The organism is Providencia sp. Je.9.19 (genome assembly GCF_051129765.1).
In the GTDB taxonomy this organism is placed as follows: domain Bacteria; phylum Pseudomonadota; class Gammaproteobacteria; order Enterobacterales; family Enterobacteriaceae; genus Providencia.
The window spans coordinates 486,920-499,635 of the sequence record NZ_JBCPSS010000001.1 but is presented as its reverse complement, the minus strand read 5'-3'; the positions used below and the strand labels follow the sequence as shown (position 1 = coordinate 499,635).

General features: G+C 39.4%; 11 protein-coding genes and 1 tRNA gene. 5 read left to right on the top strand and 7 right to left on the bottom strand.

Features of this window, described 5'->3' with window-relative positions; all coding sequences use genetic code 11:
• Positions 1–34: 34 nt before the first annotated feature.
• Complete coding sequence (locus AAZR93_RS02445) at positions 35–580, bottom strand: TorD/DmsD family molecular chaperone (protein ID WP_434718868.1); 546 nt, start codon at positions 578–580, stop codon at positions 35–37.
• Between the two features lie 206 nt (positions 581–786).
• A complete protein-coding gene (ghrA, locus tag AAZR93_RS02440) occupies positions 787–1,728 on the bottom strand; it encodes a glyoxylate/hydroxypyruvate reductase GhrA (protein ID WP_294103391.1) in 942 nt (313 codons plus the stop codon).
• A 360-nt stretch (positions 1,729–2,088) separates the two neighbouring features.
• On the opposite strand from ghrA, the gene AAZR93_RS02435 reads away from it, so the two are divergent.
• Positions 2,089–2,178, top strand: a tRNA-Ser gene (locus AAZR93_RS02435).
• A gap of 21 nt (positions 2,179–2,199) precedes the next feature.
• Here AAZR93_RS02435 and AAZR93_RS02430 read toward each other — a convergent pair.
• The 5 genes from AAZR93_RS02430 to AAZR93_RS02410 form a co-directional block, all read right to left on the bottom strand.
• On the bottom strand, positions 2,200–3,720 hold the full coding sequence (locus tag AAZR93_RS02430; protein ID WP_294103389.1) for an alanine/glycine:cation symporter family protein: 1,521 nt from the start codon (positions 3,718–3,720) through the stop codon (positions 2,200–2,202).
• 88 nt (positions 3,721–3,808) lie between these two features.
• Positions 3,809–5,293 (bottom strand): aldehyde dehydrogenase, encoded by a 1,485-nt coding sequence (locus AAZR93_RS02425; RefSeq protein WP_294103388.1) that lies wholly within the window; start codon positions 5,291–5,293, stop codon positions 3,809–3,811.
• A gap of 2 nt (positions 5,294–5,295) precedes the next feature.
• Positions 5,296–6,171 (bottom strand): 4-hydroxy-tetrahydrodipicolinate synthase, encoded by an 876-nt coding sequence (dapA, locus tag AAZR93_RS02420; RefSeq protein ID WP_434718867.1) that lies wholly within the window; start codon positions 6,169–6,171, stop codon positions 5,296–5,298.
• 17 nt (positions 6,172–6,188) lie between these two features.
• Positions 6,189–7,436, bottom strand: coding sequence for an NAD(P)/FAD-dependent oxidoreductase (locus AAZR93_RS02415; protein WP_434718866.1), 1,248 nt, complete (start codon positions 7,434–7,436; stop codon positions 6,189–6,191).
• Between the two features lie 9 nt (positions 7,437–7,445).
• The gene (locus AAZR93_RS02410) at positions 7,446–8,396 is read right to left on the bottom strand and encodes a proline racemase family protein (protein ID WP_434718865.1); all 951 of its coding nucleotides are present in this window, start codon (positions 8,394–8,396) and stop codon (positions 7,446–7,448) included.
• 153 nt (positions 8,397–8,549) lie between these two features.
• Here AAZR93_RS02410 and AAZR93_RS02405 point away from each other — a divergent pair, with 153 nt between their 5' ends.
• From AAZR93_RS02405 to AAZR93_RS02390, 4 genes are all read left to right on the top strand, one after another.
• On the top strand, positions 8,550–9,374 hold the full coding sequence (locus AAZR93_RS02405; RefSeq protein WP_434718864.1) for a helix-turn-helix domain-containing protein: 825 nt from the start codon (positions 8,550–8,552) through the stop codon (positions 9,372–9,374).
• A gap of 99 nt (positions 9,375–9,473) precedes the next feature.
• Complete coding sequence (locus tag AAZR93_RS02400; RefSeq protein ID WP_434718863.1) at positions 9,474–10,874, top strand: MFS transporter; 1,401 nt, start codon at positions 9,474–9,476, stop codon at positions 10,872–10,874.
• Positions 10,875–10,921: 47 nt separating this feature from the next.
• Positions 10,922–11,851, top strand: coding sequence for a LysR family transcriptional regulator (locus AAZR93_RS02395; RefSeq protein WP_434718862.1), 930 nt, complete (start codon positions 10,922–10,924; stop codon positions 11,849–11,851).
• 232 nt (positions 11,852–12,083) lie between these two features.
• Positions 12,084–12,707, top strand: coding sequence for a CDP-alcohol phosphatidyltransferase family protein (locus AAZR93_RS02390; RefSeq protein ID WP_434718861.1), 624 nt, complete (start codon positions 12,084–12,086; stop codon positions 12,705–12,707).
• Positions 12,708–12,716 lie beyond the last annotated feature (9 nt).

Sequence of the window (12,716 nt, the reverse complement as noted above, 5' to 3'; positions counted from 1 at the left end):
CCAATAAAATATTTTAAAATATCCTTATTCTCATTTACTCTGAATCTAATTCATCACGTAATACAATCACGGCATCACGGGTAATTTGAGCTAGTGTGCGATAAAAAACAGTTGTAGCATGCGCTTCAACTTTACCTAAAAATGTCCCACTCCAACTCAAAATATAACTATCAAACAACTCTTCTTGCGCCGCAGTTTCATCTTCTGCTGCTTGATCTTCAAGCCAAGATGCCGCAAGAAGTAAAGCACCGAATGAATCTGTATGAGAATCGGTTAATGGCATAGCTCTTAATGTCAAAAATTCACGAATTTCAGGCTCAGTAATTTCAGCATCATAATCATTAGCGCGCATAGATACCGCAGGCTCAGTGCCACCAAACATTCCTTGATAGTCCTTGGTAATCGCATTGATATCAACAGATGTTGCCATTCTCGCCCAAAGCTCATCTTGTTCAATTGGCCAAGATGCCTTTAGTTTGTCTTGTGCAATTAAATCGAGTAATGGTTTTACCAGCACATCGTCTGGTGAGCGTTGAAACAGTGTGCCTAAGATACGACAGACAATTGAGAATTCATTCATTTACCGGTTCCTTTTTCGGTTACTATGTAATCACTTCACTAAAATGATTACGCTTTAAAATTAGTATACCTTAAAAGTCGGCTAAACCACCCATAACCTAAGATTAAGACTGGGGGGATTAAAAAAGCGTAAAGATTTGGCTTTACGCTTAAAGCGCTCACGTTGCAGCTAGTGAACAACGCTACAACGTGAAACATAATGAGATATTAGTATCCTCGAATTAAATCAACGATACCTTCAGGCGTTTGCCCTGCTTCGATACGTTTAATATTACTCGCTATCATATCCATCGCTTCTAATGGTTTAGTAAACGCTGCAACATGAGGAGTTATCGCGATACGTGGATGGGTCCAAAATGGATGCATTTGTGACAAAGGTTCATTAGCAAAAACATCAAGAGAGGCTCCAGCCACTTGCCCTATTTCAAGAGCGGATAACAAATCTTGTTCAATAAGATGAGCGCCTCGAGCAAGATTGATGATATACGAATTTGGCTGTAACTGGCTGAACAGTTGCTGATTCAAGATACCCACCGTCTCTGGAGTGCTCGGTAACAAGTTAATAATCACTCGCGTACCAGAAAGAAAACTCGGCAGTTGGTCTTTACCATAATAACTTTTCACATTATCAATGTGCTTTTCAGAACGACTCCAAGTTCTAACATGAAAACCAAAACTAATTAAACGCTTAGCCACAGCTTGCCCTAGTGCTCCTGCCCCCATAATTCCCACCACAAATTCTTCGTGTTGGTAAGCGGGTAATGGTTTCCACTGACGCTGAGATTGTAGTTGGCGATACTCATCCATTCGACGAAAATAAGATAATACTTTAGCCATTGCATATTCTTCCATTTGAATGGCCATACCGGTATCTTCAAGGCGCATCAGTGGAACACCTGCGGGTAAAGTTCCTGGATTGTCTTGTTCTTGTTTTAAGATTGCGTCAACACCGGCACCTAATGCAAAAATACCCTTCAGATCTTTTCTACCGGCTAAACACTCATATGGTGGCAACCAAACCATCGCGTAATCAGCATGTTGGTTATCCCCTTTTTCCCACTGACGAATATTGGCTTGCGGTAATCTTACTCGCATCCCCTCAATCCATTGCTTCGCATCAAAAAATGGGTGGTAAAATAAAATATTCATGGCAACTCCTCTTGGGTTTCTAACAGAGTGTGCGTAAAGGAGTTTATTTTCAAGTCAATACAACCATCTAGATTGCACCCGATCAGTATTTTGTTAAGTAGATAACGAATTTTGCAATAATACCTTGCAGTTTAAATTAACAAATAATAATTAAATAAAATTAGAAACTAACTTCGTCGAATAGATAATAATCAAATTGATTTTTATTTAACTAAACAACCACAAAAACAAGAATAATAAGCAATAGGGAGTTGACGTAAGGCGCTATTTTCCCTATAGTAGCGCCCCGTTGCAGTGCAAGTTTATAAAGTAGTTTTTTCTATCTTATATCTTATAGTGTAACGACAGCATTAAAAATACGGTGAGGTGTCCGAGAGGCTGAAGGAGCACGCCTGGAAAGTGTGTATACGTGCGAACGTATCGAGGGTTCGAACCCCTCTCTCACCGCCATTTTTAAGCAAATTTTTATATCTACTTTTCAATTAACTCTTCCTTAGTCAATCTGCTTTCAGTTTTAATTTCTGTTTGAATAACACCATAACCTTTCGCATGATATTCACGACTGATGTCTTCCCAAAGCTCTGCATTTTCAACACCGGCAACTTTAGGATCAAACACTGGGTCAACCCCAAGTTTTTCCTGCCTTTCGTAATCTCTAAGAGCCCTAAGCGCTGGCTTAGATAAAAAGACAATTGCGACCAAGTTTAAATAGCTCATACTACCAAAACCAATATCACCCAGCCCCCACATGATACTAACGGATTGCACACTTCCCATAAAAACAATCCCTAAAAAAACAAATTTTAGTATCAATTTTAAGACTGGATAAGAGAGCTTGCGGTCGAGATAAACTATGGTCGTTTCTGCTATATAGTAGTAAGCCATCAAAGTGGTGAATGCAAATAAGAACACAGCTATCGAGACAAACCCCGATCCCGCGGAGGTAAATACCGTTGATACGGCCATTTGAGTCCAAGCTGTACCAGCCGCGACACCAGGGACATATTCAACTAACGCCGTTGCAGAGCCATCAGGGAATACATTGTACATATTGGTCACTAAAATCATCAAACCTGATGCAGTACATACCACAACAGTATCAATATAAATAGAAAATGCTTGGATAAGGCCCTGTTTTACGGGATGGCTAACTTCGGCTGCCGCTGAGCTAAATGTTGCCTCGCCGGCACCTGCAACATTCGAAAATACAGCGCGGCGTACCCCCCACGAAACCGCAGTACCAATAATTCCACCAAATACCGCATCCATTCCCAATGCACTACGGAATATTAAGCTGAACATCGCTGGCACTTTTTCGAAGTGACTTCCTAAAATAATGACCATCATGATGATATAAGCGATAGCCATCAACGGTACAATTTTATCGGCAGCACTAGCTATACGTTTGACACCGCCAAAAATTAGCCATGCCATTAATACGGTAACAATCGCACCAGTCACCATCGGGGGAATATTAAATGAGGTTTGGAATGAATCCGCAATGGTATTTGCTTGAATACCCGGCACTAATACACCATAAGATAAACAAATCACTACCGCGACCATAATCGCAAATGGTTTTAATTTTAAGCCCTTTTCAATGTAATAAGGAGAGCCACCACGATACTGACCATCAGAACGCTGCTTATAAATTTGTGCTAATGTGGATTCGATAAATGCACTCGCACCGCCCAATAGCCCCATGACTACCATCCAAAATATAGCTCCCGGCCCTCCCGCTGCGATTGCAGTAGCAACACCGGCAATATTACCTACGCCAACACGACCAGATAGTGCAAGGCAAAATGCTTGGAATGATGATATCCCTTCTTTAGAGGCTTTATTTTCTTTTAGTAAGCAAACCATTTTAATTAAGTAGCGAAATTGCACACCACGCGTGAGCAGCGTAAAATAAAGCCCAACACCCAGCGATAATATCACTAATGCATTACCCCAGATGTAACCAACGATGGTATTTACGATGGCTTCCATATGAATACTCCTTCGTTATTGTAATAATATGTTTTATGTTTGTAGGGTAAAAAAAACCTGAGCCAATATTGGCTCAGGTTATTGTGATTTAATGATTGATAAACCAGATAACTTTAGTTTGGGTGTATTGTTCAAATGCCTCAATTCCGTTGTCTTTCCCCCCAAAACCTGATTGACGAAAACCGCCAAACGGTGTGGTAATATTTCCTTCACTAAATCCATTAATAGAAATAGTGCCCGCATTGATCTGCCGTGCAATATTCATCACACGATGGATATTTTGACTATAAAAAGAGGCCGCAAGCCCATATTGAGTATCATTAGCCAATGCGACCGCTTCTTCATCTGTATTAAAAGAGGTAACGGCTAAAATAGGTCCGAAAACTTCCTGCTTAAAAAGCGACATCTGTGGTGTAATATCATCAAAAATTGTTGGTTCAATATACCAACCAGCACCTATTTCACTGTGTATTTTACCCCCAGTAACAAGATGCCCGCCTTCTTTAATTGTGAGCGCTAAAAATGATTTAACTTTTTCAAAATGCGCTTCTTCTACCATGGGACCGATAGAAACATCAGCATCCATCGGATTGCCTACTTTCCATAATGCGGCCGCTGCAATCAGTTTTTCGAGTAATAATGGCTTAATCCGTTCATGCACAATAAGCCGCGAACCACAACTGCAATTCTCACTCATATTCCAAAACGCAGCAGCCATAATATGAGGAATAGCAGCATCGATGTCAGCATCTTCGAACACTACTTGCGGACTTTTTCCACCACACTCAAGAACGATTTCCTTTAAGTTACTTTCTGCCGAATATTTTAAAAATAAGCGCCCTACCTCAGTTGAACCGGTAAAAGAGACCATATCTACATCACTATGTCGGCCAAGCGCCTCCCCAACTTTTTCACCTAATCCACACACTAAACTCAACGCACCTTTAGGTACGCCCGCTTCATAAGCAAGTTCCACTAAGCGATAAGCGCTTAATGACGTTAATTCTGCGGGTTTTACAATCACGGAATTACCTACCGCTAATGCCGGTGCAACTTTCCAAGCAAACATCTGAGCAGGAAAATTCCAAGGCAATACAGCGCCGACGACGCCAATCGGCTCATGTACAATCAAACCCAACTCTTGTTGACTCGTCGGAGCGACCTTACCAAATAATTTATCTACAGCTTCTGCATACCAATAAAAAGTTTCAATGGTAGCGGGTAAATCAGTGTTCAAACATTCCGTAATTGGCTTACCTGCATCGATACAATCAAGTGCAGCAAGCTCTTCACTGTGTTCTTCAACCAATTGCGCCCACCGTAACATAACTTGTTTTCGTTGCTGGGGTGATAACCCACGCCAGTTACCCGCTTTAAATGTTGAGCGAGCAAGACTAACGGCAGCATCGATATCGCTCACGCTTCCATCAGCAATATAACCAATCACACTGTTATCGATAGGTGTTCGATTCTCTAATTTTGCGGCGTTACTTTGATAATCTTCAATTAAATTACCCGCCCATAATTTCCCTTTTTTAGCACGTTCAAATACCTGCTCTTTACTTATTTTCATTATTATTTCCCTTCTATCGTGATAAGAGAAAGGAACTCATCTCGTTCAGAGTCAGAAATATTAGTTAATGGTAATCGAACGGGTCCAACCTTAAATGCACTTTTAAAACAGCCGGCTTTCGCTTTTTGATTATAATTACCCGATTCCATCGAATAGATTGCAGGATAGATTTCATTCATGATCTGCTTTGCTTTTCCCCAATCTTCTTGTACTGAAGCTTCATAGATAGCCACTTGCTCTACAGGAAATACATTTCCTGATCCAGCGATCCAGCTTCTGGCTCCCCAAAAGAAGAAGTCGACAGGCTGGTCATCACAGCCACAAATAACTTCGAAATTCTCAAATGAAGTTTGAAGAAGACGTAATGCACGACTAAAATCCCCGCTGCTTTCTTTAATGGCCACAATATTGTCAATTTCAGCCAGTTTCACGACAGTGTCATATTCAATTTCAATACCAATACGCGCAGGAAAGTTATACATAATGATGGGGAGTGATGTTGACGAGGCGACTTTTTGATAATGTGCAAATATCCCTTGCTGGTCAGGTAGGCTATACGGAGGTGGCGATAACATTAATCCTTCATAACCTAATTGCTTTGCTTGTTCCGCGCGATTAATAGCACCTTCGGTTGATAGATCATTAATCCCCGCTATCAGCGTAACTCTTCCCTTCGCCACTTTACTTACTGTCATCAGTACTGTTTTACGCTCCTCTTCATTCAAAGCGTAGTATTCACCAGTGGTTCCACAAACCACTAAACCTGTCACACCACTGTCGATAAGTTTTTCGGTTAATTCAGCTAACCCACTAATATTCAATGATAAATCATCATGAAATGGTGTGACAATAGGAACTAGGATGCCATGAAAATTCATTGGAATTCTCCTCAAAATTAAAGAAATCTTTCGATGGTAAAAGGCAAACAATCGACCACTGTCGGTTGCTCGTGGATCAAGTTATTGACAATATCTGCGGTGAGAGCAGCTTGCGTAAGTCCCAAGTGTTGATGCCCAAAAGCAAAAATATAAGGGCCTTTCTTATCGATTACGGGTAATGAATCTGAGGTCGTCGGACGAAACCCCATCCATTCACTGCTTTGATGGGTATTTAATGATTTATTCAGCATCGGCGTAGCTAGAGGAATAAAGTGGCGTGCCCGCTGCATGTTAGGTGGACGCATCAACCCTGCATATTCAACTGTACCTGCAAGACGCAATCCCCCCTTCATTGGCGTCATAATAAAACGCCGATCCATGCTAGATACGGGCACAGTCAGCCTGTTGATTTCTTTCGGTAACATCAAGTGATAACCACGCTCCGTCTCAAGAGGCACATTAATACGACTAACCATCTTCACTAATGACTTAGAAAATGCGCCACCCGCAATCACCACTTTTTGTGCATCAAATTCACCTTCTGTTGTTGTGACTAACGCTTTATCACTCGATGATGAGTTAATGGCGATCACTTCACAGCCTGTCAGCACATTTCCACCTAATTGTTGAAACGCTTGTACTAGCCGTGCATGTAATGCAGTCAAGTCAGTGACATGCCCAGTATTCGGATAAAAAAGCCCGCCGAGTTGGCTGGTAGCTAATTCAGGCTCACGAACCAATAGCTGTTCTTGAGTTAGAAATTGATTTTGCACCCCAATACTGTTGAGGTATTCCCCATGTTGATTTAATTTATCCAGCGTTTTTAGCTTTTCTGCAACCAACAACGAGCCAGTTAGTTTGACTAAATCACCTAGTTGCCATTTCTGCTCAAAGGCTTGCCATGAGGTTAATGAAGCGCTATTGAATATTGCTAATGTTCGATGGATGCGCATAAAATGTTTATGTCGCATATTTCCCAGTAATTTCAATAACCAAGGCGTTAGCGGTAATAAATATCGCCAATCTAAACGCAAAGCACCAAGAGGATCGAAAAGCATACCGGGAATTGATTTCAAAATAGAAGGATCAGCAATAGGAAAAACTTGTTCGGTCGCTATATGCCCTGCGTTACCAAATGACGCGCCGGAACCAATCTCATTTTTATCAACCAATAAGACATCAGTTCCCTCAGCTTGCACCGATAACGCAATGCTTAAGCCAATAATGCCACCACCAATCACCATCACCGGATATTTTTTAGTCATGATGACACCTCACGCGGTCGTGATGCCAAAACGAAATGGATCTTGCTCATCAATTAATAAGCTATTTTGCCCACTAATATAGGCAGTACCACGGATAGTTGGGATGATGCCATTTTCATCAGAAGGTTGGTAACTGGCTTGGAATTGGCTGCCGATCACACTGGCTTGATGCCATATTTCGCCCGCCGCCAATTTTTTATCCGCCGCAAGGCATGCAAGCTTGGCACTAGTTCCCGTTCCACAAGGTGAACGGTCATAAGCACCACCAGGACAGAGCACAAAACTTTGGCTATTGGCGTTGGGATGTGAGCCAAATAATTCGATATGGTCAATTTCTTGGTTATCTTTGCCGTATATACCTTGAGAAGCTAGGGCTTGCTTGATTTTTAAACACAGCTCAGTCAACGCTTTAGCATCACGATAGCGAATATCGATAGGGGAATTTTCGACCAAAAAGAACCAATTACCTCCCCATGCAATATCTCCAACAATGACACCTACATCAGGCACATTAATTTGCACTGCCTTACGGTAACGGTAGGAATAAACATTTTGAATACTAACGCTGCCATCTTGGTGTAATTGCGCTGTAACATCCCCCACGGGTGTTTCAATTAGATGTTTGCCATAAGATATCTGACCTAAAAAATGTAATGACGTGATTAAACCAATCGTGCCATGCCCACACATCCCTAAATAACCTTCATTATTAAAAAAAATAACACCCGCGGCGGCTTTAGGATTTTGTGGTCGACATAATAATGCGCCAACCAAAATGTCATTGCCGCGAGGCTCTAAGATCGTGGTGCAACGCCATTGGTCATATTGAGTGCGTAATATTTCTAGACGAGAAGCCATATTTAAATCACCCAATTCAGGGAAGCCATTAATAACTAAACGCGTTGGCTCTCCTGCTGTATGTGAATCAATAACTTCTATTTTTCGGTACTGCTTCTGCATTAGATTATCCCTGTTAAAATTTAATTGTTAACAGAATGCTTGATTTTTGTTAATAACTCTTGATATCTTTCAAGTCAACTTATGCGCTTTTCTGCACAATATAAAAATATTTTAGATAACTAACAAAAATTGTTTAACGGACAGGAGCACTGCATGATTAACTTAAATAAATTGCTGTTGATTAGTCAGGAAAATATGTTATTCCCTATTGATAATATTAATAATTTTCTTAATCATCTAGGGTTGATTATGCCATTAATTAATACCTTGCCGAACGTGACTTTTTTTGTAAAAGATAATAATGCCAAATACTTACTTGCTAATGAAAACCTTGCTAAACGTTGTAAAATTGACACCGTAAATAATGTGATTGGTAAACGCGCCGAGGATATTTTTCATATCGATTTAGGTCAAAGTTATAGTTCACAAGATTATTTGGTAATGCAGAAAAAAATTAGTGTTATCAATAAACTTGAATTGCATCTTTATACAGCAGGATTATTAGGTTGGTGTCTAACAACAAAAGTACCTATATTTAACACTCGGAACCAAGTGATTGGTGTTGCGGGAATTTCTGTTGATTTGCAAGATGTAAAATCTATTAGTCCTAAGCTTAATAGCCAACTTAGCCGAGTTGAACGTTTTATTAGTCATCATTTTGATACCGCAATTAAAATCACAACACTTGCCGATATTTCAGGCCTGTCACTTTCACAACTAAATCGCCAATTTAAATCTATTTTTTTAATTACTCCTCAACAATATATTCAGAAAAAACGCCTAGAACATGCGATAGAATTATTAGATGAAGATTATTCTATTACTGATATATCAATTAAATGCGCTTATGCAGATCACAGTGCTTTTTGTCGAAAATTTAAAGAAATGACCACAATGACACCAAGCCAATTTAAGCGAATGCGCTCAAAAATAGAAAGAAATAATCATATTGAAACACATAGCAACTATAGCCTCTAATGCAACACTGCTATTCGGTTAACGCCTCTTCTGACTATGGCATAAACGCATTAATCTACCTTTAGTTTTTAACCATTCAAACTATGGGTCGAATATAATATGCAAAATATTAATTCATTAAAGCGATATCTTATTGCGCTTTCTTTACCAATATTTCTGTCTTCACTCAGTACTAGCATTACTAATATTGCGGTACCCTCGCTAATATCAGCTTTTAACGCCTCATTCTCACAAGCTCAGTGGGTTATCGTAGCCTATTTAATTACCCTAACCAGCGCTGCTATTTTGACGGGTAGCCTTGGCGATCGCATCAATCGTCGTACCATTTTATTATTTTCACTGAGCCTCTTTATCATTGCTTCTGCATTAAGTGGACTTTCACCAACAATAAATTGGTTGATCGGGTTTCGTATTCTACAAGGCGTTGCGGCAGCAGGTATGATCAATACTACCATGGCAATGATTGCAGGATTAAATGCAAAAAATAAAGGCGGATTTGCCATGGGACTGATAGGTTCATTATCGGCTATCGGTACAGCGGCAGGTCCTACTTTAGGTGGATTGTTAATAAACTTATGGGGCTGGCAAGCTATCTTTTTAATTAATATTCCTTTTTCTATTATTGCTTTATTCCTCATCATCCGTTTTGTCCCAAAACAAGCCAGTGACCCTATTGAACATAAACCCATTGATATTCTAGGTCTTTCCCTGCTAACTATGGCAATTATTCTGTATACCTTTAGTATCGTGAACTGGGGAAGCTATAGCTTCTTATTAATAGCACTATCAGTGATGAGCGTAATTTCATTTGTAATTGTTGAAAAACGTATAGCTCATCCTGTCATTTCTATTGAATTATTAAAGCAACCCATTCTATTTATTGGCGTAATTCTTAGCCTACTGGTTGCAACCGTAATGATGACAACGTTAATTGTTGGGCCATTTTATTTATTGTATAAATTAGTATTATCCCCTTGGCAAATGGGGCTTGTAATGTCTTGTGGTCCAATAGTTGCTGCTTGTGTAGGATTACCCGCAGGAAAATTAGTTGATAAGTTTAATCCAAACACGATTATTTTTTATGCACTCATCTGCATGGTGTCAGGATTCACATTATTTGCACTCTTTGCTCAACACTTATCCATTAGCTTATATCTTCTTTTTATTACGCTGATTACATCTGGCTATGCCGCATTTCAAGCCGCAAATAATACTGCAATCCTATTTGGAGTTAATTCAAATAAAAAATCATTACTGGCTGGCGTGATTAATTTATCGCGTAATTTAGGTTTAATTAATGGTGCCGCATTAATGGCAACATTATTTGCTTTTGCCGCAGGTGGTACAATGAATGCAGCGATGCCACAAGAAAATATAGTAGCCGGTTTTAGATTGACCTTTGCCATCAGTGCAGTTTTAATGTTTGTAGCGTTAAATCTATTATTTTTTCATCAGCGCTATGTTACAAAGCAAAATATCGACAATAATTCTGACAACTAGGCTTAGTGCAAAATTGTGCATTAATGCAATATGGTGGTGAGTCCAATATGCTAAATATCGATTTAAATCTGTTAGTAATGCTTAATGCTTTACTAACAGAATGCAATGTAACAAAAGCAGCGCAGCGTTCCAATCTCAGTGTATCTGCGATGAGCCGTGCATTAAACCGCTTACGTACATCGCTCAATGACCCTTTGTTGATGAAATCAGGTAGAACAATGGTGCTCACGCCTTATGCCCTAAGCATTAGAGCACAAGTATCACAACTAATGGATCAACTTGAATATGTCTTTGTTGTTCCCAATAAGCTTGATTTAGCCGTTTTATCTCGACAATTTACACTTCGTGCCTCCGCGGGTTTTGCGGAAAACTACGGTTCAGCATTATTAACATTAATCAGACAACAAGCACCGAATGCGACTCTTCGAATTATCAGTAAAGAAATTAAACACACTCAACAGCTTAAGCAAGGTGATATTGATGCAGAAATTAGTGTCATTACTGATAATACTGATCCAGAACTCAAAAGCCGTTTCCTGTTTAGTGATGTATTCATTGGGGTATGTAATGTTACGCATCCACTCGTTAAGCAACCTATAACACTAGAATTATTAAATAACTATGATTTCATTGGTGTACAACGACAATATCCATTTAATCAACTAACCCATGAAAATTGTGCTTGCACTTCTACTGACACAATTAAACCCGCCATTCTCAACGTCACTGGATTTTCAACAGCAATTACCATCGTGAGCCAAAGTCAACTCATTGCTATTCTTCCTAAAAGATTTACTCATATTTTGCGTAACCAAGTTTTAAAACAATCACTGTTTAGTTTTCCATTACCTTATTCAATTCCTTCATTAAACATTTCGTTATTATGGCATCCAAAGATGCACAGTGACCTTGCTCATAAATGGTTTCGTGACTGTATCCTACAGGTTTGTAATGAGATAAATGACATTGATATTTGATATTTCATGGAACAGATCATAACTAATTCGGCTTAATCTTTTAGTTCATTTGCATTCTTAAAATATGATTTAATATCATTACGTTACCTATCTTTTTTTATTAACCTCATAATTAAATGACAATTCATCCCAAGATTAACTTAGGATAGGTCTTATTGCAGCTAATCGATAATAGCGTATTGATATGTCACAAATCTGTAGAATAACTGCGGTGATTAGTAAGGATAACTAAATGACAATTTATGATCTAAAACCTAAATTTCAGGATCTACTTCGCCCTATTGTTTATAGGCTATTTCAAGCAGGTATTACAGCTAATCAAGTAACGCTTGCTGCGCTGCTATTATCTATTTTTATTGGTGTTTTGTTATTTATTTTTCCTAATCCTCGCCTGTTTATTTTATTACCTTTTGTCTTATTCATTCGCATGGCGCTAAATGCTATTGATGGCATGCTAGCCCGTGAACATAATCAAAAAAGCCACTTTGGCGCTATATTAAATGAACTCGGTGATGTTATTTCCGATGTTGCCCTGTATCTTCCCTTCGCACTACTTTTTCCAAATGCATCTTGGTGGATTTTACTTATCCTATTATTAGCCATACTCACTGAGTTTATTGGTGTGCTTGCACAAACGATTGGTGCCTCTCGACGTTATGATGGCCCGATTGGTAAAAGTGACCGTGCGTTTATCTTTGGTGCTCTAGGCTTAGTAACCTGCATTTTTCCCCAAATAGCCTTTGCTAATTGGACTAATTACCTTTTTGCCGCTATTTCTGTGCTGTTATTGTATACCTGTTATAACCGTATCCACCGTGCTATGGCTGAACTTGGCCGTCCTATGGATACTCATTAAGGAATAATG